This window comes from Bacillus sp. BSL6 (assembly GCF_052928345.1).
In genome coordinates this window covers 153,662-176,083 of record NZ_JAVGCW010000002.1, presented here as the reverse complement: position 1 = coordinate 176,083, position 22,422 = coordinate 153,662, and the positions used below count along the sequence as shown (strand labels likewise).

21 protein-coding genes, 3 other RNA genes and 2 riboswitches are annotated in these 22,422 nt (G+C 35.7%); of the genes, 21 read left to right on the top strand and 3 right to left on the bottom strand.

The annotated features are described in order from the left end of the window. The first annotated feature begins 2 nt into the window (after positions 1–2). The 9 genes from rnpB to pbuX all read left to right on the top strand — a co-directional run bounded on the left by rnpB (position 3) and on the right by pbuX (position 9,301). Positions 3–393: RNase P RNA component class B (gene rnpB / locus RCJ96_RS07030), an RNA gene on the top strand. A gap of 180 nt (positions 394–573) precedes the next feature. Continuing rightward, on the top strand, positions 574–1,713 hold the full coding sequence (locus RCJ96_RS07025) for a THUMP domain-containing class I SAM-dependent RNA methyltransferase (RefSeq protein ID WP_000521234.1): 1,140 nt from the start codon (positions 574–576) through the stop codon (positions 1,711–1,713). Positions 1,714–1,774: 61 nt separating this feature from the next. After that, on the top strand, positions 1,775–1,957 hold the full coding sequence (locus tag RCJ96_RS07020) for a DUF3921 domain-containing protein (protein ID WP_000376895.1): 183 nt from the start codon (positions 1,775–1,777) through the stop codon (positions 1,955–1,957). A 137-nt stretch (positions 1,958–2,094) separates the two neighbouring features. Next, positions 2,095–4,032 carry an ATP-dependent DNA helicase gene (locus tag RCJ96_RS07015; protein ID WP_074610168.1) on the top strand — a complete coding sequence of 646 codons (1,938 nt, stop codon included), beginning with the start codon at positions 2,095–2,097 and terminating at the stop codon, positions 4,030–4,032. A 101-nt stretch (positions 4,033–4,133) separates the two neighbouring features. Next, positions 4,134–5,651, top strand: coding sequence for a carboxypeptidase (gene ypwA / locus RCJ96_RS07010; RefSeq protein ID WP_074610170.1), 1,518 nt, complete (start codon positions 4,134–4,136; stop codon positions 5,649–5,651). 45 nt (positions 5,652–5,696) lie between these two features. After that, positions 5,697–6,170 carry a GNAT family N-acetyltransferase gene (locus tag RCJ96_RS07005; RefSeq protein ID WP_070805633.1) on the top strand — a complete coding sequence of 158 codons (474 nt, stop codon included), beginning with the start codon at positions 5,697–5,699 and terminating at the stop codon, positions 6,168–6,170. A 139-nt stretch (positions 6,171–6,309) separates the two neighbouring features. Further along, positions 6,310–7,056, top strand: a complete 747-nt coding sequence (locus RCJ96_RS07000; RefSeq protein WP_000628426.1) for a type I methionyl aminopeptidase — start codon at positions 6,310–6,312, stop codon at positions 7,054–7,056. 116 nt (positions 7,057–7,172) lie between these two features. Then, positions 7,173–7,274: riboswitch (purine riboswitch) on the top strand. Positions 7,275–7,381: 107 nt separating this feature from the next. After that, positions 7,382–7,975, top strand: a complete 594-nt coding sequence (locus RCJ96_RS06995) for a xanthine phosphoribosyltransferase (protein ID WP_416504182.1) — start codon at positions 7,382–7,384, stop codon at positions 7,973–7,975. Positions 7,976–7,978: 3 nt separating this feature from the next. Next, a complete protein-coding gene (pbuX, locus tag RCJ96_RS06990) occupies positions 7,979–9,301 on the top strand; it encodes a xanthine permease PbuX (RefSeq protein ID WP_002194155.1) in 1,323 nt (440 codons plus the stop codon). 15 nt (positions 9,302–9,316) lie between these two features. Here pbuX and RCJ96_RS06985 read toward each other — a convergent pair whose 3' ends face one another. Beyond that, positions 9,317–10,480, bottom strand: a complete 1,164-nt coding sequence (locus tag RCJ96_RS06985; RefSeq protein ID WP_000193095.1) for a DUF418 domain-containing protein — start codon at positions 10,478–10,480, stop codon at positions 9,317–9,319. A gap of 540 nt (positions 10,481–11,020) precedes the next feature. On the opposite strand from RCJ96_RS06985, the gene RCJ96_RS06980 reads away from it, so the two are divergent. Continuing rightward, entirely contained in the window at positions 11,021–14,680 is a 3,660-nt protein-coding gene (locus tag RCJ96_RS06980) for a dynamin family protein (RefSeq protein ID WP_416504181.1), read from the top strand. Between the two features lie 3 nt (positions 14,681–14,683). Here RCJ96_RS06980 and RCJ96_RS06975 read toward each other — a convergent pair whose 3' ends face one another. After that, complete coding sequence (locus tag RCJ96_RS06975) at positions 14,684–14,938, bottom strand: DUF3931 domain-containing protein (RefSeq protein ID WP_000369740.1); 255 nt, start codon at positions 14,936–14,938, stop codon at positions 14,684–14,686. A gap of 72 nt (positions 14,939–15,010) precedes the next feature. Between RCJ96_RS06975 and RCJ96_RS06970 the strand changes: the two genes are divergently transcribed. The 5 genes from RCJ96_RS06970 to ssrS (RCJ96_RS06950) all read left to right on the top strand — a co-directional run bounded on the left by RCJ96_RS06970 (position 15,011) and on the right by ssrS (RCJ96_RS06950) (position 17,112). After that, positions 15,011–15,478 (top strand): GNAT family N-acetyltransferase, encoded by a 468-nt coding sequence (locus RCJ96_RS06970; RefSeq protein ID WP_044790378.1) that lies wholly within the window; start codon positions 15,011–15,013, stop codon positions 15,476–15,478. Between the two features lie 21 nt (positions 15,479–15,499). Further along, entirely contained in the window at positions 15,500–15,772 is a 273-nt protein-coding gene (locus RCJ96_RS06965; RefSeq protein WP_000451811.1) for a YpbS family protein, read from the top strand. Between the two features lie 2 nt (positions 15,773–15,774). After that, positions 15,775–16,608: a sulfurtransferase gene (locus RCJ96_RS06960; protein ID WP_074610187.1), complete on the top strand. Its 834-nt coding sequence runs from the start codon at positions 15,775–15,777 to the stop codon at positions 16,606–16,608. Between the two features lie 116 nt (positions 16,609–16,724). Further along, positions 16,725–16,907, top strand: a non-coding RNA gene (ssrS, locus tag RCJ96_RS06955) — 6S RNA. A 21-nt stretch (positions 16,908–16,928) separates the two neighbouring features. After that, a non-coding RNA gene (ssrS, locus tag RCJ96_RS06950) (6S RNA) lies at positions 16,929–17,112 on the top strand. Between the two features lie 54 nt (positions 17,113–17,166). On the opposite strand, the gene RCJ96_RS06945 is transcribed toward ssrS (RCJ96_RS06950), so the two are convergent. Continuing rightward, positions 17,167–17,616, bottom strand: a complete 450-nt coding sequence (locus tag RCJ96_RS06945; RefSeq protein WP_074610189.1) for a hypothetical protein — start codon at positions 17,614–17,616, stop codon at positions 17,167–17,169. A gap of 83 nt (positions 17,617–17,699) precedes the next feature. Between RCJ96_RS06945 and RCJ96_RS06940 the strand changes: the two genes are divergently transcribed. The 6 genes from RCJ96_RS06940 (at position 17,700) to RCJ96_RS06915 (ending at position 22,372) form a co-directional block, all read left to right on the top strand. Further along, positions 17,700–18,011: a hypothetical protein gene (locus RCJ96_RS06940; RefSeq protein WP_000169021.1), complete on the top strand. Its 312-nt coding sequence runs from the start codon at positions 17,700–17,702 to the stop codon at positions 18,009–18,011. A 3-nt stretch (positions 18,012–18,014) separates the two neighbouring features. Continuing rightward, on the top strand, positions 18,015–19,253 hold the full coding sequence (locus RCJ96_RS06935; protein WP_270794575.1) for a glutathionylspermidine synthase family protein: 1,239 nt from the start codon (positions 18,015–18,017) through the stop codon (positions 19,251–19,253). Then, the gene (locus tag RCJ96_RS06930; protein ID WP_000606860.1) at positions 19,246–19,632 is read left to right on the top strand and encodes a DUF350 domain-containing protein; all 387 of its coding nucleotides are present in this window, start codon (positions 19,246–19,248) and stop codon (positions 19,630–19,632) included. The genes RCJ96_RS06935 and RCJ96_RS06930 overlap by 8 nt, the downstream gene beginning before the upstream one ends. Before the next feature lie 183 nt (positions 19,633–19,815). Next, positions 19,816–19,981: riboswitch (M-box (ykoK) riboswitch) on the top strand. A 343-nt stretch (positions 19,982–20,324) separates the two neighbouring features. Then, entirely contained in the window at positions 20,325–21,050 is a 726-nt protein-coding gene (locus tag RCJ96_RS06925) for a P-type ATPase (protein ID WP_416504180.1), read from the top strand. Between the two features lie 130 nt (positions 21,051–21,180). Continuing rightward, complete coding sequence (locus tag RCJ96_RS06920; protein ID WP_074610195.1) at positions 21,181–22,047, top strand: 5'-3' exonuclease; 867 nt, start codon at positions 21,181–21,183, stop codon at positions 22,045–22,047. A 184-nt stretch (positions 22,048–22,231) separates the two neighbouring features. Continuing rightward, positions 22,232–22,372: an FbpB family small basic protein gene (locus RCJ96_RS06915; protein WP_001228046.1), complete on the top strand. Its 141-nt coding sequence runs from the start codon at positions 22,232–22,234 to the stop codon at positions 22,370–22,372. The last annotated feature ends 50 nt before the right edge of the window (positions 22,373–22,422 follow it).

Genomic DNA, 22,422 nt, shown 5'->3' with positions numbered 1-22,422 from the left:
TAACGTTTGGGTAATCGCTGCAACGCCAACGTTGTAGAGGAAAGTCCATGCTCGCACGGCCTGAGATGGCTGTAGTGTTCGTGCCTAGCCAATTCATAAGCTAGGGTATTCTGGCTGTAAGGCTGGTTTAACGGCAGGGAAAAAACCTAAGTCCTTTCGGATATGGTTTGACTACCTTTAAAGTGCCACAGTGACGAAGTCCTTGAAGAAATGATAGGAGTGGAACGAGGTAAACCCCACGAGCGAGAAACCCAAATAATGGTAGGGGAATCTTTTCCAAGGAAATGAACGATGGGAAAGGACAGGTTGTATAACCTGTAGATAGATGATTGCCACCGGAGTACGAGGCGTGGGCCGTTTGCAGTACAAAGGAACAGAACATGGCTTACAGAACGTTATGAACCAACTATGAAATAACTCAGCTCTCCTTTGTTAGAGGAGGGCTTTTTATTTGTATGAAGTTATAAATTATGAGTTAAAATGGTTAATGAGAAAATTCTTCGTAAAATGTAATAATTAATAGGATAAATGGCTATTAATTATTGTTTGAATATACATAAGAGGTGAATGCAAATGGGAAAAGTTACTTTAATCGCAACAGCGGCAATGGGTATTGAAGCTTTAGTTGCCCGAGAAGTTCGTGATCTAGGTTATGAATGCCAAGTAGAAAACAGCAAAGTAACATTTGAAGCAGATGAAAAGGCGATTTGTCGCACGAATTTATGGTTACGTACTGCGGACCGTGTGAAAATTAAAGTTGGCGAATTTAAAGCGACAACATTTGATGAGCTGTTTGAGAAAACGAAAGCATTAAACTGGGGAGATTATATTCCAGAGAACGGTGAGTTCCCTGTTATCGGTAAATCTTTAAAATCTGAGTTATTCAGTGTTTCGGATTGCCAGCGTATCGTTAAAAAGGCTGTTGTTGAAAAATTAAAAACAACATATAAACGTACAACTTGGTTTGAAGAAGATGGCCCGTTATTCCGTATTGAGATTGCAATGTTAAAAGATATCGCAACATTAACAATTGATGCAAGCGGTGTTGGGCTTCATAAACGTGGATATCGTGTGGATCAAGGGGAAGCTCCTTTAAAAGAAACATTAGCTGCGTCTTTAATTAAATTAACAAACTGGAAGCCAGATCGTCCTTTCGTGGATCCTTTCTGTGGATCAGGTACAATTCCGATTGAAGCAGCATTAATTGGACAAAATATCGCACCAGGTTTTAACCGTGGTTTTGCATCGGATGAGTGGGGCTGGGTTGGTAAACAAAACTGGCGTGAAGCTCGTCAAGAAGCAGAAGATTTAGCGAACTATGATCAACCATTGCAAATCATTGGATCAGATATTGATCATCGTATGATCCGTGTTGCTCAAGATAATGCAGAAGAAGTCGGTTTAGGCGATTTAATTACATTTAAACAAATGCAAGTAAAAGATTTCACAACAAAAGAGGATTATGGCTATGTTGTAACGAATCCTCCATACGGAGAACGTTTAAGTGAAAAAGCACTTGTTGAACAACTATATAAAGAAATGGGACAAGTATTCCGTCCATTAGACACATGGTCGGCATATGTATTAACAAGTTACGAAGCATTTGAGAAGTGCTACGGAAAAGATGCATCGAAGAAACGTAAACTGTTTAACGGATTTATTCGTACAGATTACTACCAATACTTTGGAAAACGTCCACCTCGTAATTCATAGTATAAAACTCCTCCAGCGCGCATATACTGGCTATTATGTAATGCGTAAAGGAGGAACTAATATGGATAGTTTCCAATTATCAATGATTCAAAAAGCTATTCACCGTACGTATGATGAGCTCGGAAAAGAAGTGGATAGCCAAGGTGCGATTGTAGATGAAATACAAAAAGCACAAGAAGAATATTTGTCAGCTCTTTCACATGAAACAGCGATTGATAAACGGTATTTAAAGTCATTAATATAGAAGAAAATTTTCCTTTTTCGAAAGGAAAATTTTTTTTCGTGTATTTCTATGTATTGCAACAGGGGAAAGTGGCTGCACACATATGAGTAGCAGTTGCTATATCTTTTATAGAAAAACTTTTTGGTTGGAGGCTAAGGATGTTTACTGAGAAGAGATTACCATTTGAAGTAGGGAAACAAGACAATTTTTATGATAAGTTGAATGAGTGGATTGGAGATGTGTTTTACGACATCCTTCCGGAAAAAGGCTTTGAAGAGCGTGATGAACAAATTTTTATGGCGTTTCAATTAGAGCGTGCTTTTCAAGAAAAGAAAGTTATGTTCGCAGAAGCTGGTGTAGGAACCGGGAAAACAATTGTATATCTTCTATATGCAATTTGTTATGCACGTTATACTGGAAAGCCAGCGATTATCGCTTGTGCAGATGAAACGTTAATTGAGCAGCTTGTGAAAGAAGAAGGGGACATTGCTAAATTATCTGAGGCATTAGGCTTAGCGGTAGATGTAAGACTTGCGAAATCAATGGATAATTATTTATGTTTACGTAAACTTGAAGATGTTATGAGTGGACGAGCTCCAGAAGTAATTGAAGATGTGTACTACGAATTACCGCAGTTTGTATTTGACCATGGTACGATGCAAAACTTTACTCACTATGGTGACCGAAAAGAATTTCCGCTTTTAAATGACGAGGAATGGTCAAAAGTAAATTGGGATTACTTCCAAGATTGCTTCACTTGTGATTCTCGACATCGTTGCGGGCAAACTCTATCACGTGAACATTATCGTAAAGCAGCAGATTTAATTATTTGTTCTCAAGATTTCTATATGGATCATATTTGGACGTACGATGCTCGTAAGCGTGAAGGACAAATTCCATTATTACCAGAAAGTAGTTGTGTTGTATTTGATGAAGGACATCTTGTAGAATATGCAGCTCAAAAAGCTTTAACATATCGTTTAAAGCAAACGATGATGGAGCAACTTTTAACGAGATTATTACAAAATGATATTCGCGAGGAATTTGCGCATTTAGTAGAAGAAACAATTTGGCAAACAGAGCGATTCTTTGATGTGTTACAAGAGAATAAAAAAGAAATTGCTGGTTCTGATCGTTTAGAAATTACTGTGACAGAAAAAGTAACGGCTGAAGCGAAGCGACTTTATGCGAAAATTGGTGAAGTCGGTGATGCATTAGTATTTGAAAGTGAAATGCATACAGTAAACACGTATGATTTAAATATCGTTGATGAACATTTAGATGTATTAGAGCATTCACTTCGTCTGTTTATGCACGAGAAAAATGTAATTACATGGGGTGAAGAAGGTGATGGAGCCTTCACGTTAGTAATTATGCCGCGTGCAGTTGAAGAAGTATTACAAGAGAAAGTATTCTCGAAGAAAATCCCGTATATTTTCTCTTCTGCTACATTATCTAACAACGATTCATTCGCATTTACAGCAAATAGCCTAGGGGTAAAAGATTACTTATCATTCTCAGTTGCCTCACCGTTTGATTATGAGGAGCAAATGGCAGTAAACTTACTATCTCATACGAAAGAAAATGAATGGGAAAGAAAGTGTCAATATACACTTGAAAATATACAAAAAACAAATGGACGTACACTTGTATTATTCCGTACAACGCAAGAACTTGCGGCGTTTAAAGAGTATGTAGGTAAAGAACAAATGTCAGTTCCGTTCCTATATGAAGGGGACCAAGAAATTAGTCAGCTTGTTTCTCGTTTCCAAAACGAAGAAGAGACTGTACTTTGTGCCGTTCATTTATGGGAAGGTTTAGATATTCCTGGTTCATCATTATCACATGTTATTATTTGGTCATTACCATTCCCTCCAAACGATCCTGTGTTTGAAGCGAAGCGTAAACATGTGAATGATCCATTCTGGGATGTAGATGTACCATATATGATTTTACGTCTTCGTCAAGGGATTGGCCGTTTAATTCGTACGAGCGAAGATAAAGGTGCTATATCAATCTTCTTATCTGATACAGAAGATGAGAAAGTGGTAGAAGCAGTGAAAAACGTACTACCAGTAGAAGGTAAAGAATTATAAGGAGAAAGCTTGGCGCTTGCCAAGCTTTTTTTCTATTATAAAAGGAATTTATATTTTCATGTCGAATTAAGTTTGAGGTAGAAAAAGGAGGTTTTTATATAATGACAGTAGCTACATATGAAGTAGAAAAACAATTTTTAACATATGTGAAGAAGATACAAAATTACGGAGAAGCATTAAGCTTAATGTTTTGGGACTTGAGAACAGGGGCGCCTAAAAAAGGTGTAGACCAGCGTTCAGAAGTAATTGGCATGCTTTCATCAGAAGTGTTTGCTATGTCGACTTCAGATGAAATGGGAAATTATTTAACAGAGCTTGAAGATTTAATACGTGAAGACAAGCTTTCTGAAACGACGAAGAAAATGGTGGAAGAGTGCCGTAAAGAATATGATAGAAATAAGAAAATTCCACAAGCGGAATATGAAGCGTATGTGAAATTAGAAGCGAAAGCAGAAAGTGTGTGGGAAGAAGCTCGCGAAAAATCTGATTTCGAAATGTTCCGTCCGTATTTAGAAAAAATCGTTGAATTTAAAAAGAAATTTATTACATATTGGGGTTATGAAACATATAAATATAATACATTATTAGATATGTATGAGCCGGGCATTACGGTAGAAGTGTTAGACCACGTATTTGGTCAACTTCGTGAGCGTATCGTACCGCTCGTAAAAGAAATATCGGATTCGCAAAAGAGATTAAAGACAAGTGCTTTATCAGAACATTTTTCAAAAGAAAAACAAAAAAACTTTACATTAGAGCTATTAAAGCAATTAAATTATGACTTTGAAGCAGGTCGTCTTGATGAAACGGTACATCCATTTGAAATCACATTAAATAGAGGGGATGTTCGTATTACGACACGCTATGACGAAAAAGATTTCCGTATGGCTGTGTTTGGCACAATTCATGAATGTGGTCATGCTGTATATGAACAAAATATTGCAGAGAAATTTGAAGGTACACCGCTATGTAGTGGAACATCTATGGGTATTCATGAGTCACAATCATTATTCTTTGAGAACTTTATCGGTCGTAATAAATCATTCTGGAAGAAAAATTATGATTTATTAAAAGAGTATAGCGATGGTCAATTCAATGATATATCAGTAGATGAGTTTTATGATGCAATAAATGAATCGAAGCCTTCATTTATTCGCATAGAAGCAGATGAGCTTACATATCCGCTTCACGTTATGGTTCGTTATGAACTTGAGAAAGAGTTATTTGATGGCACATTACAAGTGAAGGATTTACCAGCGGCTTGGAACGATAAAATGGAAGCATATTTAGGAATTCGTCCGGCTAACGATGCACAAGGCGTATTACAAGATGTTCACTGGGCTGGTGGTTCATTTGGATACTTCCCATCTTATGCGCTTGGTTATATGTATGCAGCGCAATTTAAGCAAAGAATGGTAAAAGACATTCCGAATTTTGATGCATTATTAGAAGAAGGAAACGTAACGCCAATTCGTGAATGGTTAACAGAAAACATTCACCAATACGGTAAAACGAAAAAGCCACTTGAAATTTTAGAAGATGTAACAGGTGAAGGATTGAATGCAAATTACTTAGCAGATTATTTAGAAGCGAAGTATAGAGAGATTTACGAGTTATAAAAAAGGGCTGCTTACTTGCAGCTCTTTTTTTAAGGGGATAGAAAAATGGAGTATACTTATACAGTAATGACGCAAGAAGAAGCAGAAGAAATTGCATACAACTGGCATTATGAAGGGAAATATTCTTTTTACGATATAGAGGCAGATGAAGAAGATTTAGCTGAATTTTTACATGATGAGAGTAGAGGGGATCATACATTTTCTGTGAAGGAAAATGGCACTCTCATTGGTTATTTTACTGTTTGTAAAATAACTGATGGGACGGTTGATATAGGTCTTGGAATGAGACCTAATATAACTGGGAATGGATTTGGTTTACAGTTCATAAATGCTATACTAGCTTTTAGTAAAGAAAAATATGGATGTAATTATATAACACTATCAGTAGCTACATTTAATAAAAGAGCGATTAAAGTGTATAAAAGGGCAGGGTTTGAAGCAGTTGGAACGTTTATACAGAAGACGAATGGTAGTTATTTTGAATTTTTGAAAATGAATTATATATGTAAAAATGATTAAAAAAACAGAAGAATCTCCTTCTGTTTTTTTATGCAGAAATAAATCTTACTATTTGTAATTGGAAGTTTTGTAATTTTGGAAGAGGATGTGTATGATTGAAGTTTAATGGTAAATAGCAAGTTTAGTAAGGAGAGACAGCATGATTACAATTAAAACGAAAAATGAAATAGATTTAATGCATGAATCTGGAAAGTTACTTGCTTCATGTCATAGAGAAATTGCGAAGATAATGAAACCAGGTATTACAACAAAAGAAATTAATACGTTTGTGGAAGCGTATTTAGAAAAACATGGTGCAACGTCTGAGCAGAAAGGGTACAACGGATATCCATATGCGATATGTGCATCTGTAAACGATGAAATGTGTCATGCATTTCCGGCCGATGTTCCTTTGACTGAGGGTGATATTGTAACAATTGACATGGTAGTAAACTTAAATGGTGGTCTTTCAGATTCTGCTTGGACGTATAGAATTGGAAAAGTTTCTGATGAAGCAGAAAAGTTATTACTAGTAGCTGAGAATGCTTTGTATAAAGGCATTGAGCAGGCGATAATCGGTAATCATGTAGGAGATATTGGTTATGCGATTGAAAGTTATGTAGCTGCTGAAGGTTTTTCTGTCGCAAGAGACTTTACGGGACATGGAATCGGTAAAGAAATTCATGAAGAACCAGCAATTTTTCATTTTGGGAAGCAAGGACAAGGGCCTGAGTTACAAGAAGGAATGGTAATTACAATTGAGCCAATTGTCAATGTAGGTATGCGATATTCGAAAGTAGATTTAAATGGATGGACCGCGAGAACGATGGACGGGAAATTATCAGCTCAATATGAGCATACAATTGCGATTACAGAAGATGGACCAATCATTTTAACGAAGTTATAATTGGGAATGAAAGAGTTTACAAAACTCGAACGAAAATGATGTTTTTATAAAATTTGTACGTGTTTTATGAATAAAAGCTTTTCAAAGTATAAAAAGTGCGTTATAATCCTTCTATAAAATAAATAGTTAGCTACACTCATATAATCGCGGGGATATGGCCTGCAAGTTTCTACCGAAGTACCGTAAATACTTTGACTATGAGTGAGGACGAATATATTTGCTTGTTTAGCATTCTTTTTTGCGAAACTCCAAAAGCGCGTCTCTCACTTGTAACGAGTGGTGGCGGCTTTTGGAGTTTTTTTATTGCATAAGAGGGGGAACAAACATGAAAGTATTACAAGAAAAGATTTTGAACGAAGGAAAGGTTTTATCTGGTGATGTATTAAAGGTAGATGCATTTTTAAATCATCAAATTGATCCAGTACTTATGCAAGAAATCGGAAAAGAATTTGCTAAACGTTTTAAAGAAGAGAACATTACAAAAATCGTGACGATTGAATCTTCAGGTATTGCACCAGCAGTTATGGCTGCATTAGAGCTTGGTGTAAAAGTAATCTTTGCTAGAAAGCGTAAATCGTTAACGTTACAAGATAATATGTATGTTGCAAGCGTATATTCATTTACAAAACAAGAGACGAATGAAATTTCATTATCTCGAAATCATATCGATGAAAGTGATCGCGTTTTAATTATTGATGACTTTTTAGCGAACGGTCAGGCTGCTTTAGGTTTAATGAGTTTAGTTGAGCAAGCTGGAGCAAGTATTGCTGGACTTGGTATTGTTATTGAAAAAGCATTTCAAGATGGAGGAAAGAAGCTTCGTGAACAAGGAATTCGTGTTGAGTCACTAGCAGAAATTGCATCACTTGATAATAACGCAGTTACATTTGTACAGCAAGAAACTGCGGAGGTGAAATAAACGATGAAGCAACATCCAATTAAAATCGCATCGCTTGGTATGCAGCATATGCTTGCTATGTATGCTGGCGCAATTATCGTTCCGCTTATTGTCGGCGGCGGCCTAGGTTTAAATCAAAAAGAGTTAACATATTTAGTCTCAATTGATTTATTAATGTGCGGCGTTGCGACAATTTTACAAGCATTATCAAATCGCTTTTTCGGTATTGGGCTCCCAGTTGTACTAGGTTGTACATTTACAGCCGTTGGGCCGATGATTGCAATCGGAAAACAATACGGCGTGTCTTCTATTTATGGAGCAATTATTGCTGCGGGGTTATTCGTTGTTATTTTTGCGAAATTATTTGGAAAGCTTGTAAAGCTGTTTCCACCTGTTGTAACAGGATCTGTCGTTACCGTAATTGGAGTTACACTTGTTCCAGCAGCAATTAATGATATGGCTGGAGGAGTAGGAAGTAAGGATTTCGGTAGTCTTGAAAATTTAGCATTAGCATTTGGTGTGTTACTATTTATTATCATTATGTATCGTTTTTTTGACGGATTTATTCGTTCAATCTCTATTTTACTAGGTCTATTGTTTGGTACAATCGTTGCAGCATTTATGGGGAAAGTAAGCTTGCAAGCGGTTGGAGAAGCGGATTGGTTCCATGGTATCCAACCATTTTATTTCGGTACACCAACGTTTGAATTAACGCCAATTATTACGATGATTCTCGTTGCTTGCGTAGGGATTGTAGAAGCGACAGGTGTTTACTTTGCATTATCTGATATTTGCAATAAAAAGATTGGTGAAAAAGAATTAACAAAAGGGTATCGTGCAGAAGGATTAGCGATGGTGTTAGGTGGTATTTTCAACGCCTTTCCGTATACAACATACTCACAAAACGTAGGGCTTGTTCAATTAACTGGAGTAAGAAATCGCGTGATTATTTACACGTGTGGTGGTATGTTAATCGTTCTTGGGTTCATTCCAAAAATCGCAGCTATTACAACAATCATTCCGAAATCCGTACTTGGCGGTGCGATGTTAGCGATGTTCGGTATGGTAATGGCATATGGTATTAAAATGTTAAGTAGCGTTGATTTTGGAAGACAAGAAAACTTATTAATCGTTGCATGTTCTGTTGGGATCGGACTAGGAGTTACTGTCGTTCCTACATTATTCTCACAACTTCCAGAAAGCATTCGTATTTTAACAGATAACGGAATCGTACTAGGAAGTGCGTCAGCAGTCCTTTTAAATATCGTATTTAATATGGTGCCGCAGCGTAAAGTGAAAGTAAAGGATGAACCAGTTCCGATACAAAGTGCGGTAAGAGAAGCATAAAAAAGCAAGGTCTCACTATGAGACCTTGCTTTTCTTTTTAAGTGGCATCATCTTCCCGTACGTACCAAGGCGCCATATATATTCAAGTGGCCCGTATTGGTAACGTGACAGCCACCAGCGGCTAATAAAGATTTGCAGTGTGTAGAAACCGATGCAAAATAGTGGTCCTACCCATAATGGAGCAAGATAATCATTTTTGAACAATATTCCGAATACAAGCAACGTAACAATTGTATGCGAGATATAATTTGTTAATGCCATTCGACCAACGTACTGGAACGGACGTAATATCTTTTGCCATTTTTCTTTTTGTAATAAACGCATGAGCGTGAAAATGTAGAATATGAATAATGTCTTTCCGCTTATCATCGTAATACCCATAAGTGAAAATGGTGTGTATGGTTGATTGTTCATAAAGAAGTAAACCATAATAAACCACATCGGCAATGTTAAAACAAACATAATAATTTGCCATTTCTTTAGTTTTGGATCTAATTCTTTCGCACGGCGGAAAATATCTTTTTTACCGGCATATAATCCGAGTAAAAACAATCCTAGTGTTTCAGGAAGCATAATAAGACTGTTACTTATTGCTTCAGAGTAGAAAGAATAGAATCGGTCTGTGATTTGTAAGCCCCAGTTTTCTAACGGCATAATTGCTGTGGAAAGGCCTAACTCCTCTACTGGCACGATTAACATGACAAGAGAACCTAATAATGTGAACAATTGCATGAAACTTAATAGTACAATTGACCATATTAAAATAGTACGTGGCTTTCTTTTGTAAAATAAAAATAAGAAAAACCCGGTAATTGCATAAGTATGTAAAATGTCTCCGTCCCATAAAAGAACGTAATGTAAGAAACCAAATAACAATAAAATAAGTAAGCGACGAACAAATAAAGTTTTTGGTCGATCTGTTTTCGCTTCAGCACGAGTCATAAAAATGTAAAATCCTAGGCCGAATAAAAACGAAAAGATAGTATAAAACTTTGTTTGAATAAACATATCGTAAAATAGACGGATATAGCTATCTAGCCCCTCGTAAACTCCTGTAATATCACGTGAGTCAATCCCGGCGATAACAGGCCAGTTCACAAGAAAAATACCAAGTACAGCTATTCCTCTAATAATATCGATGGAGTGTATCCTCTCGCCTTGTGAAATGTTTTGTGTCATTATTTTCCTCCTTGTTAAGTAATTCCCTTTTATTATACAAAATGTAAGATGGAGGGTATAGGGTGGATTTCCATTTTTTTTAACTATTAAGTTATGTAAGATGAGATATAATAAGAGTGCACAACAAGTTTTACCTTTTTTCAAAACAGGCAGTGAAGCTCCTTCTTATAAGGGGCTTTCTTTATGAAAAAGTGTTGATAATGATTCTCTTTAATGATAAAATGTATTCAAAAGTGATAATCATTATCAAAAAAGGTTGGTGCATGAGTATGGTATATGCATTAGTAGCAGGTACAATCGCTGTATATGCAGTTATTGCAAAGTATGTTTTAAATGGAGTAGGAACAGCAAAATGAGTGATATTACATAAAATCCCTTTCATTTGTAAAAAGAATGAAAGGGATTTTTTATTTTTAATGAGAATATGCTGAAAATTTAGTATGATAGTAAAGTGAAAAGGTAATCAATGAGTAGGTGCATTTCTCACTGGTTATTAGCTTGCAAATAGCATATACATCTTGGATAAAGGGGAACAAGGGGATGACAAACATAGTACAGACAAACGGTATGAAAAAGCTTGTTTGTTTTTATGAAGAGTGGCAAAAACACGGCGATGCAGAGAATAGTTTAAAGTTGTTTGAAGTAATTCAAAAATATAAACGAGAGCAGCTTATGATAGCATTCTGCGGTCACTTCTCAGCAGGGAAATCAACGATGATGAATCATCTATATAAAGCGCAGTTGTTACCGACAAGTCCAATTCCAACAAGCGCTAACGTCGTTAAAATTGAAAAGGGATTTGATCGTGTTGTTGTAACGATTAAATCTGGAGAGCAGTACGAATATGACGGTGCATATTCAGCAGAAGAATTAAAACAAATTTGTAAAGATGGCGATGAGGTAATTGGTGTTCATATTTATCGGAATGATGCGCCAATTCCTGAAGGTGTTATGTTAGTTGATACACCAGGGATTGATTCAACAGATGATGCCCATCAACTAGCGACAGAATCAACGCTGCATCTAGCAGACGTAATTTTTTATATGATGGATTATAATCACGTCCAATCGGAAGTGAATTTACAATTTGTTAAAGAATTGAAACAACGTAATAAAACGGTTTATCTCGTTGTAAATCAAATAGATAAACATAAAGAAAATGAATTATCGTTTGCAGATTATAGCGATAGTGTAAAACAATCATTCTCTAACTGGGATATTGAAGTAGATGGAGTTTATTATACATCATTACGAATGATGAACCATCCACATAATGAAATTGAAAACCTAGAAACGTTAATTACTTCTATTATGAAAGAAAAAGAGCAGTATGTAAGAGATGGAATGGTGCGAGAAACAGAATATTTAATGGGGGAACATTTCTCGTTTATTCTTTCTGAAAATGAAAAAGCCCTTTTGAAATATGAGGAAGAGTTAGCATCACCGCTTTCCATTTCAGAAATAGTTGAAAAGAAAGAAGAGCTAACGGAAATGAAACATCGCGAGGCTAATAAAGAGTCTCAAATGAGAAATGAATTTATAAAAGGCTTACAAGCTATATTAGATAACGCGTATTTAATGCCATTTGAAATGAGAGAATTGGCAAATGCGTACTTAGAAACGAAATTAACAAAATTTAAAGTTGGTTTGCTATTTGCGAAAGGAAAGACTGAGCAAGAAAAACAGAGACGTTTAGATGCTTTTTATGCTGCTTTGCAAAAGACTGTCGAAACGCAACTTGATTTTCATGTGAAAGAATTTATTGTTGCCTTCTTAAAAGAAGAAGGGTTGTTTACAGAGGAAATTGGGAAAGACATATATGCTTTAGAAATTGCTTTTGGACCAGAAATGTTAGCAGAAGTAATTAAACAAGGTGCAGGTTTCACAGGTGATTACTTACTTCTTTATACAGCGGATGTAGCGAATGAATTAAAGAAACGTTATTTTACAAAAGCACAGCAAATTTTTGATAAAAGTGCAGTCGTTTTAAAGCAAAAGGTAAAAGAAGCAGTTGATCGTATTGAAGAAGAGATTGAAACATATACGATGTTGCAAACGGCAAAAGAAACGAAATTGCAATACAGTAACAATTTGGAGACATATGAAAGTTATTTACAAAATGTTTGGCATGATCGTGTTGCTACACCAGAAGGGTTGCAAATAGAAGAGATATTGCAAAGTAAAAAACAAATTGTTAGTGAGAAATTCACACTACAAGAGCAGGAAATTGTAAATGATAACGTAGCGGCTCGTGAGGAAGAGATAAAAGGAACGGCAGCTTTAAATATTCAGCGTATATTAGAGAAAGTGAAGAAAGCTGAAACGATATTAGAGCCATTGCCAGCGCTAAAACATGTACAGCAAGAGGTAATAGAAAAAAGGCGCCGTGTGGAAACGAAACAATTTACAGTGGCATTATTTGGAGCTTTTAGTGCTGGGAAATCATCATTTGCCAATGCATTGCTTGGTGAGAAAGTACTTCCAGTGTCACCAAATCCGACGACGGCAACGATTAATCAAATTTTGCCAGTTACAGAGGAAAAACCACACGGAACAGTAATGGTTCAATTTAAATCAAAGCAAGCCTTATTAGAAGATATGAAAGCTGTTTATAAGCTGTTTCATTATGAGATTACTACGTTAGATGAAGCGTTAGCACAGATTGATAAAGTTATGAAATACCCTTCACCAACTGGGAAGCAAAAAACAACATTTAGCTTTTTACGAGCAGTACAAAAAGGGTATGATACAGTTTCTGTACATTTAGGTGAGAAAGTACAAGTTACATTAGAAGAGTTTTCTGATTATGTAGCGAATGAAGAAAAATCTTGTTTTGTTGAGTACATGGAGCTTTATTATGATTGTGCATTAACAAGGCAAGGAGTAGCGCTTGTAGATACACCTGGAGCGGATTCTATTAACGCCCGCCATACAGACGTTGCGTTCCAGTATATTAAAAACGCAGATGCTATTTTGTTTGTCACGTATTATAATCACGTGTTCTCTCGTGCTGACCGTGAATTTTTAATTCAGCTTGGTCGTGTAAAGGATACTTTTGCTCTTGATAAAATGTTCTTCTTAATTAATGCGGCCGATTTAGCAGAGTCTGAAGAAGAACTTGAAATGGTAAAAGGTTATATCGCAGACCAGCTACTACAATACGGTATTAGAAATCCACGTTTATTTGCAATTTCAAGTTTATGTGCGCTTGAAGAGAAACAAGGAAAAAATATTGAGAAAGAGAAGTACGGTATTTTACAAAACTCTGGGATTGCTAAGTTCGAGGAATCATTTACATCCTTTATGATGAGAGATTTAATGCTCGTATCTGTTCATGCTTTATATGGTGCATTGCAAGGGGCAGGTCAGCTGTTAGTAAATATGATAAATGGTGCAAAGCAGGGGAATGAAGAGAAAGAGAAGCAAACGAAAAAATATGAAGCAGAGCGTGATCAACTACTTCATATTATTTCATCATATAGTGTGCTTGCTGAAGAACAGGCGATGCAAAATGAAGTGAAAGAATTGCTTTATTACGTGCAACAACGTCTATTCCTACGCTATAACGATGTGTTTACTGAATTTATTAATCCAGCATCGCTTCGAACGGATGGAAATGTGAAAGTGCAGTTGCGGCAGTGTGTTATGGAATTAGTAGCATTTATTCAGCATGATTTATTACAAGAAATGCGTGCGACATCATTACGCCTTGAAAGATGGATAGATGAAGCGATGAAGCGTGCAAAGAATGAAATTGTGGTGAACTGTAAAGTAGAAAATGAATCAATTTCTATGAATGGAACAGTGGAATATGAATATAAAGATATTACACATAAAGAACCGTTTCCTTCAGTTGAAATAAAAGATTTCAAAAAAGCATTGGCACACTTTAAAAACGAGAAAAGCTTTTTTGAAAAGAATGACAAAGCCTTTATGCAAGAAGACGCTAAATCTGTATTAGAACCTCTCGTATCAAACTATGTAGCTGATGAAAAAGATTTATTTGTTCATCATTATAAGCAAGAGTGGGATTTGAAATGGAACTTATTCCAAAAAGTGATGCAGCAAGATGTGATGAATTATTATGAAAGTGTATTATTTGCATTGGCTGAAACGATTGATGTATCACTATATGAACAAAGTAAAGAACAATTGCAAAAGCAATTAGTAGAGATTGAAAAAGAAATGTATGTGATGTAGTCGTTATGAGAAAAAGATTCGTTCGATTTTCTTTTGTAGTACCGTATCTAAAGATTTGACAAATCCAGCAAATTCATCGGTAGAAATCATATGAGTAAGAACGAGTCGTCTGCCGTCTGGTGTTTCACCGCATAAGACGAACGAAGAAAATTCATATGTTTTATTTTCTACTACTAATTTTGGATAGGAATACGTGTCGCTCTTCTTCTTCTTTCCATCAATAGAGATGACGTTGCATTTTTTCTCATTGTTGTCCATGGTGAATCCCTCCTTTCTATTACTTATGGTAGACAAGGAGGGTTTAGAACAATAGAGAAGGGGGAATTTTTTATGACTGTTGTAATAGAACGTATTTCAAAAGAGGCTATACCGAAGTCTTTATTACTACTTGCTGATCCAAGTGAACAGCAAATTGGTGCATATGTACAAAGAGGATTAACATACGTAGCTAAGCAAGAAGATAATGTAATCGGTATATATGTAATTTTGGAAACAAGGCCGAAGACGATGGAAATTATGAATATTGCGGTTGTAGAGCATTTGCAAGGAAAAGGGATTGGAAAGAAGCTAATAAGTCATGCTATAGAAACTGCTAAAGGATATGGTATGTCAAAACTTGAAGTTGGTACAGGCAATTCTAGTGTTTCACAACTTGCTTTTTATCAAAAATGTGGATTTCGTATTTTTTCTATTGATTTTGATTACTTTTCGAAGCATTATGAAGAAGAGATTATTGAAAATGGGATTGTATGCCGTGATATGATTCGGCTTGCAATGGAATTAAATCAGAACGTATAACTTATTTAGGGGGAAGAGAAGATGGAAGTACATAAAGCAATTACAGCACATTCTCGTAAACAAAATGAAAGTGTAAAAGCATGTTTACAATTAGATGCGCAGCGTGAAGCAGCTATTGAAGCAGCCGTATCTCTTGCGTCAAATGGGAAAGAATTTTCGGTTGATGTCATTAATGTTGTAACGAAGCAAATTAATGCTCTTGCAAAAAATGGTGTTACACTAGAGCGTAAATATGTTACAAAAGAAATGGTTATGGAGTATGTAAGTCGTTTGAAAGAGAAAGAAGGTCGTTAAAGATGTTAGTTACAGTCGAATGGTTACGTGAGCATATAGAAGATGAGAACGTCCGTATAATCGATTGTCGTTTTGATTTAGCGAATCCTAATTGGGGTAGAGAAAAGTATGAGGAGGAACATATTCCTCATGCATTATATTTTGATTTGAATGTAGATTTATCAAGTCCTATAACAGAACATGGTGGTCGCCACCCGTTACCAAATATTGAGGAGTTTGCAGACAAGCTGTCGCGAGCTGGTATTGATGAACATACGACAGTGATTACATATGACAGTGAAGCGGGTGCAAATGCTTCTCGTCTTTGGTGGTTATTAAACTATGTAGGACATGAGAAAGTATATATATTAGATGGTGGATTTCCAGCATGGAAAGAGAATGGACTACCGGTAACAACAGAAATTTCTGTTGCTAAACGAAAAGCATTCAAAGCAAATGTACAAAATCATATGCTTGTAACGATGGAAACGGTGAGAGAGAATATCTATGCAGGTGCAGATGTTACGTTAATTGATTCTAGAGAGCCAAAACGTTATGCTGGTGTAGAGGAACTTGTTGATCCGAAAGCAGGACACATTCCAACAGCAGTAAATTATTTTTGGAAGGATGGAATGCTGCAATCAGGACAATTTAAGAATGAAGCTCAGCAACAAGAACGATTCCAAAACCTTTCGAAAGATAAGGAAACAATTGTATATTGTGGTTCTGGTGTTACAGCATGTCCAAATATCGTTGCATTGAAATTAGCTGGATTCCAAAATGTTAAATTGTATGCAGGTAGCTGGAGTGATTGGATTTCTTATCCAGAAAATCAAATTGCAAAAGAAGAAGATTAATCACTTGCATGCAAAAATAATTTGTATTAAAATAAGGTCACAAGCAAGAGATTGCTCGAAAAACTTTGTATTTTACACATTGGAAACAATGTGATAATATAACGACAAGTAAATAATACATCCTGCGGTGTGCGTAACTTATTTATGTCTAAAACCGATGTTAGTTATACGGAAGCTCAATATTTAGCGACCATCATCAAGCCTTCCTTGTGGAGGAAGATGTACGGTAACTGTGAGGGCATCCACCTGCGAGTAGCGGGTTTTTGGACATTTACGAGGAGCGGCACGTGCGGGGGTCTTATTTCAACTAACATTATATAAAATTCCTACGGTGTACGTAGCTTATGCATGTCTTAAACCAATAAGTTTAATATGGAAGTTCAATATTTAAATGTAGCTAACATGCCATCTTTTTAAGAAGGAAGTTACAAACATTTGTGAGAGCATCCACCTGTGAGAGCAGGTTTATGGACATCTAGAGAGAACGGCATATGTGGGGCTATATAAAAACCTTACGTTTTATACGTAAGGTTTTTTTGTTGTATACATATATCCATGTTATCTTGATTCACCTGTGAAGTTTCCGTAATAAATATAGCACTTTCTGTCTTCATCAATCTCTCTTGAATCTAAAGCAAACTCCATATGCTTGCCGTCTTGCTGAATATATATAATATCTGAATGAAGAGATGGTAAAATTTCTTCATAGTTCCATACATCTTTACTTTCAATCAAGTTTGAACTTGTATCCTTTAGCTCTCTAATTTCAAAACCGATGTGGAAGTAAGTAGGATCTGAAGGATCGTTAGAGAAAGTTTCTTGTTGAATATATATAACTGCTGTTCCGTCTGGATCTACTGAGGTTGCAGTGACAACATATGTATTTTTATCTTTTATAAAATATTCACAAGTCATGCGTGCAATGATTTCAGAATTAGAAATATTTGCATAGTTCCATAAAGCTGGATACCCTTTCGTTTCATCATTAAGTCGGTATTCTAAGCGCATTTTATCCCTCTTCTTCCTTTTTCTTCTACTTTATCATGACATCCTATATAATAGGAATAGAATTTAAAAAGGGGAGTGCGAAGGTGACAAAAACGAAATGGCTAGTTGGTGGTGTCGTAACGTCTTTAATGACTGGCACCTTATTTGGCTGCGCACAAGATCTTCCCCCAAAACCGAATGATAAAAGTTGTTCAGATTGGGATTGGGATGATGAACTTGGGGTATGGCAGTGTGATGATAGTAGTTCAGGTTATCGTGGGCATTATTTCTATGGCGGAAGATACTATCAAAATAAATCCACTTTTAAAAATTCATCGGCGTTTAAATCGTATCAATCGTCTGCCGAATTTAAAGGTGGAATTGGAAGCGGTTCAAAGGGAGGATTTGGGGGCTAACATATGTCGCAGTACATAAGGGATCGAAAAGAGTTTTATTCGATATATCCGGATTTCTGGTCGGATCTATATGAATGTGAGTATAGTTTATTTCATGTTTTCTCTATAACAAATGAGACTATGAAACAATTGCAATTAGCAACTGAACGAATGGGGAAAATATTTTTTAAGACTGCTAGACTTTTGCGTAATTTAAGTGACGAACAGCTTCTTGAACTTGGATTTCCCCCCGCAAGCTTATCGTTCATTAGAATGAAAGGATTATATCCTGAATCTGTTATTTCACGATTTGATTTCGTTTTAACAGGCGATAACCAAATGAAAATGCTTGAGTTTAATAGTGATACACCTACCTTTATTATGGAATGCTTTCAAATGAATGGGGAAGTTTGTAAAAAGCTAGGTTATGATGACCCAAACTTAGGTCAAGAGCGATTGCTATCCTCTGGTGTTACAAAAGCTGTAATGGAAGCGACAAAGGGAATAGACAACCCAAATGTTGTTTTTACAGCACATCATGAGCATATTGAGGATTGGAATACGACTATGTATTTAAGTCAGTTATGCCGCGTTGAAAATAAAGTAGTACCAATGTCAGAACTTAGAATTACAAAAGATGCTTTAGTGGATAGGGATGGAGTGCAAATTGATGTTTTATATCGCCAAACATATCCAATAGAAGATTTAATTGAGGATCAAGATCCTGAAACTGGAGATTTGGTTGGTGTGGAGCTATTGCAACTTGTGAAATCTGGAAAGCTTTTTATTATAAATCCTTTGTCATCATTTTTACTTCAGCCAAAATCAATTCAGTGTCTTATTTGGGGGCTAGCGGAAGAGGATGCTTTTTATACAAATGAGGAACGACAGTGGATTAAAGAATATATGTTACCTACATATTTAGAGCCAGATTTATTTTTAGGAAAAGGTTCTTTCGTTCAAAAACCTTCATTTGGTAGAGAAGGAGATACAATTACCATTCGTGATAAGGACGAAAATATTATGATGCAAAATGTACACCAAACGTATAAAGCGTCACTGCCGATATTTCAAAAGTATACAGAACTTCCAGTCGTATCTTTGGAAACAGAGAAAGGAATGGAGAAACTGTCGTATGTGTTTGGTTCGTTTTTAATTGCAGGAAAAGCGAGTAGTATCGGTATTCGTGCAGGGGAAAAAATTACGGGTAATGAATCGTACTATTTACCAGTAGGTATAAAAAGGAGGAAAGTACATGATTAATTTTTTATTATATTTAGCAGTAACACTTGGACTTTTATGCATTGGGCTTTTCCTAATGGAAGTGACAACGAAAGTAAAAGAATTTAAGTTAATGGCTCAAGGAAATAAGGCGGTAAGCTATGTGCTTGGAGGTCGATTACTTGGGTTAGCTATTGTTTTATATTCAACAGCAGCTAATTCCATTTCACTTCTTGATATGGTTTCGTGGGGAGCGGTTGGGATTTTGGCTCAAATTATCGTCTTTTATTTAGCTGAGTGGCTTACACCACGCTTTAATATAAATAAAAGTCTTGAAGAAGATAATCAAGCGGTCGGTCTTTTTCTTATGTTTTTATCCCTTTCAATTGGGATTGTAATTGCTGGTTGTATAACTTATTAAAAACTTTACGTTTAAACGTAAGGTTTTTATTTTTACTAATTTTAAAATATGTGCTTCATTCATTTGATACGTAGAAAGAGAAATAGTATGTATATGAGAGGGAGTTGTTGTAATAAGGAAAAGATTCCATTCAAGGTGTTGACATCTATTTTAAATAAGAGTAACATTTTCTATGTAATAAAAATAAGTCTCTGTTAGGTGAGGCTCCTGTATAGAGAAATGCTACTGCCCAAAAATGTCGAGAGACGCCAATGGGTCAACAGGAATGATCGAATTAAGGTTTTTCTTAACGTAGCTGGTAATGTACCTATGCTATACAGTGCTAAAACTCGGCGAGGGAGAGGTCCGTAGATTTCTAATTGTATTAGGAATCGTTTATTTGTGTATGTCATGGCCTTTACTCTTTTCGGAGTAAGGGTCTTTTTGTTACAAAGCTATGAGTCATTTCATAGTATAAACTATAAAATAAAACGAGGAGGTGAGGAGCATGTCAAATTCTGACTCGGTTCCGTTACCCATATACTTCAAATCAAAAATATATGATGTAGGCAGGAAACGACTTGTTCCTCCCTCTATATTTATCATCATGTAGCGTTTATATGTATGTTTAGGCGCTAGAAACTTTCACCGTAAAGTGGATAAATTGAGAAACAAAGCGTTTCTTCCTACGTTGTAAAGGAGGAGACGATAATATGTTATATGCAAACAAAACTGTGGGTAACACGTCATATAAATTAAGCAAAAAATCAATGAAAGAACAAACGATGCTTCAAAAAAATAAAGATTTATTAATTGAAATCGCAACGAGAGATGTAAAATCTGTATTTGCGTATTTTAAAACAACAAGAGATGGATTGTCTATGAAAGAGGCACAAAAACGTATTCAAGTATACGGCCGAAATGAATTAACTTCAAAAAGAGCTCGTATTGCGGAAATTATGATGAAACTAAGTGGAATGATCCCAGGCTTTTCAAAACAACATGTACGTGATGGATTACAATGTGAGAAAATTACTGTGTCTCGAGTAGAATGTTCTAGTGTAACAGGTTTAAACGGTGAATTGAAAATGATGAATTTGCCAGTACAAGAGCTTGTTCCTGGAGATATGATTTTCCTTTCAGAAGGTGATACAGTACCAGCGGATGTACGTATCATTTATGCAAATGATTTATTAGTAAATGAATCTGTGCTAACAGGAAGCGATGCAAGTGTTGAGAAATTTGAAAGCTGCTATCATCTTGAGCGCAAACGATTTATTCCTTTGAAAAGAATGAAAGACTATAATCCACTTGAACTTGAAAACGTATGTTTCAAAGGGACGTATATTGTTAGTGGAAATGCAAAAGCTGTAGTAGTTTCAACTGGGAAAAATACGTATTCAGGAATTCTTCATACTTGTTGTAGTAGAACGTCTTAATGTGTAAATGATGCTAAATATACAAAAACAATGTATAATAGACAAAGTTGAAAAACGTAGAATGGTAATCTATTTATATAACCTTACGTGATGACGTGGGGTTATTATTTTTTTTGGTAGGAGAGGAATTATGAAAAAAGTATTATTAGTTGATGGTATGGCACTATTATTTCGTGCTTTTTATGCAACAAGTGTCTACGGGCAGTTTATGAAACGACAAGATGGTACCCCTACAAACGGGATTCATGGTTATATGAAACATTTATTAACGGCAATGCAAGCAATTGAACCGACACACATCGTAACATGCTGGGATATGGGAAGTACAACATTTAGAACAGAGTCGTTCTCAAATTATAAAGCGAATCGTGCAGCGCCACCTGAAGAATTAATTCCGCAATTTGATTTAGTGCAAGAAATGACTGCGAAATTATCTGTTCCAGTTATCGGCATGAAAGGGTATGAAGCGGATGATTGTATCGGTACACTAGCAAAACAATACTGCAATGAAGCGGAAGTTTACATTTTAACAGGTGATACGGATTTACTTCAACTTGTTGATAAGAACGTTACAGTTATGCTTCTGCGCAAAGGAATTGGAAATTACGAGTATTACACACCGGAGAAAATTATGGAAGAAAAAGGTGTAGAACCGTGGCAAATCGTGCATGCGAAAGCTTTCATGGGAGATACGAGCGATAATTACCCAGGTGTAAAAGGTATCGGTGAAAAAACAGCGTATAAGCTTATTCAAGAACATGGTACAGTAGCAACTGTACTAGAAAATGTGGCATCATTAACGAAAGCGCAACGTACGAAGATCGAAAGTGATTTAGAGAATTTAAATATTTCATTACAATTAGCGCAAATTCATTGTGAAGTTCCTATTTCATGTTCGCTAGAAGAAGGATTACACACAATGGATGAAGAAAAACTACGATTCGTTTGTGAAGAAATGAATTGGGGAAGACCTGAAATATTAATCAATATGTTGTAAATACTCGGAAGACCGATTAAAAGTAAAATGAATCGGTCTTTCTTTTTTTGTTCACAAAGTTGTCAGAAAATAAACGGAATTTTCATGTGAAGTTCAAATGGAATTCACAACAATCAATTATTATAAGACAAACAGATAAATACTTATCTTTTATATAAACCATCCCCCAAGGAGGACAATGAAAATGAGAAAAAAAGTGAGAAAATCTTTTAAACAATTATTAATTGAAAATAAACAATCACTATTAAATAATAAAGAAAATATGAAAGAAATTGAGGAACGAATTGAGAAACGACATGTAGCATATAGTGCTACTAGCAATTGAGTATTATTATTTTGTTCATAAAAAAGCGTGCAGATTGGAAAGTATCCAAG

What these genes read in the sequence shown, in the direction of transcription:
- RCJ96_RS06925 (WP_416504180.1), top strand. Translation starts at nt 20,325, where the DNA reads ATGTTATATGCAAACAAAACTGTGGGTAACACGTCATATAAATTAAGC.
- pbuX (WP_002194155.1), top strand. Translation starts at nt 7,979, where the DNA reads ATGAAGCAACATCCAATTAAAATCGCATCGCTTGGTATGCAGCATATG.
- RCJ96_RS06975 (WP_000369740.1), bottom strand. Translation starts at nt 14,938, where the DNA reads ATGGACAACAATGAGAAAAAATGCAACGTCATCTCTATTGATGGAAAG.
- RCJ96_RS06930 (WP_000606860.1), top strand. Translation starts at nt 19,246, where the DNA reads ATGATTAATTTTTTATTATATTTAGCAGTAACACTTGGACTTTTATGC.
- RCJ96_RS07000 (WP_000628426.1), top strand. Translation starts at nt 6,310, where the DNA reads ATGATTACAATTAAAACGAAAAATGAAATAGATTTAATGCATGAATCT.
- RCJ96_RS06920 (WP_074610195.1), top strand. Translation starts at nt 21,181, where the DNA reads ATGAAAAAAGTATTATTAGTTGATGGTATGGCACTATTATTTCGTGCT.
- RCJ96_RS06995 (WP_416504182.1), top strand. Translation starts at nt 7,382, where the DNA reads ATGAAAGTATTACAAGAAAAGATTTTGAACGAAGGAAAGGTTTTATCT.
- RCJ96_RS06965 (WP_000451811.1), top strand. Translation starts at nt 15,500, where the DNA reads ATGGAAGTACATAAAGCAATTACAGCACATTCTCGTAAACAAAATGAA.
- RCJ96_RS06935 (WP_270794575.1), top strand. Translation starts at nt 18,015, where the DNA reads ATGTCGCAGTACATAAGGGATCGAAAAGAGTTTTATTCGATATATCCG.
- RCJ96_RS06960 (WP_074610187.1), top strand. Translation starts at nt 15,775, where the DNA reads ATGTTAGTTACAGTCGAATGGTTACGTGAGCATATAGAAGATGAGAAC.
- ypwA (WP_074610170.1), top strand. Translation starts at nt 4,134, where the DNA reads ATGACAGTAGCTACATATGAAGTAGAAAAACAATTTTTAACATATGTG.
- RCJ96_RS07020 (WP_000376895.1), top strand. Translation starts at nt 1,775, where the DNA reads ATGGATAGTTTCCAATTATCAATGATTCAAAAAGCTATTCACCGTACG.
- RCJ96_RS06945 (WP_074610189.1), bottom strand. Translation starts at nt 17,616, where the DNA reads ATGCGCTTAGAATACCGACTTAATGATGAAACGAAAGGGTATCCAGCT.
- RCJ96_RS07025 (WP_000521234.1), top strand. Translation starts at nt 574, where the DNA reads ATGGGAAAAGTTACTTTAATCGCAACAGCGGCAATGGGTATTGAAGCT.
- RCJ96_RS07005 (WP_070805633.1), top strand. Translation starts at nt 5,697, where the DNA reads ATGGAGTATACTTATACAGTAATGACGCAAGAAGAAGCAGAAGAAATT.
- RCJ96_RS06970 (WP_044790378.1), top strand. Translation starts at nt 15,011, where the DNA reads ATGACTGTTGTAATAGAACGTATTTCAAAAGAGGCTATACCGAAGTCT.
- RCJ96_RS06980 (WP_416504181.1), top strand. Translation starts at nt 11,021, where the DNA reads ATGACAAACATAGTACAGACAAACGGTATGAAAAAGCTTGTTTGTTTT.
- RCJ96_RS06915 (WP_001228046.1), top strand. Translation starts at nt 22,232, where the DNA reads ATGAGAAAAAAAGTGAGAAAATCTTTTAAACAATTATTAATTGAAAAT.
- RCJ96_RS06985 (WP_000193095.1), bottom strand. Translation starts at nt 10,480, where the DNA reads ATGACACAAAACATTTCACAAGGCGAGAGGATACACTCCATCGATATT.
- RCJ96_RS07015 (WP_074610168.1), top strand. Translation starts at nt 2,095, where the DNA reads ATGTTTACTGAGAAGAGATTACCATTTGAAGTAGGGAAACAAGACAAT.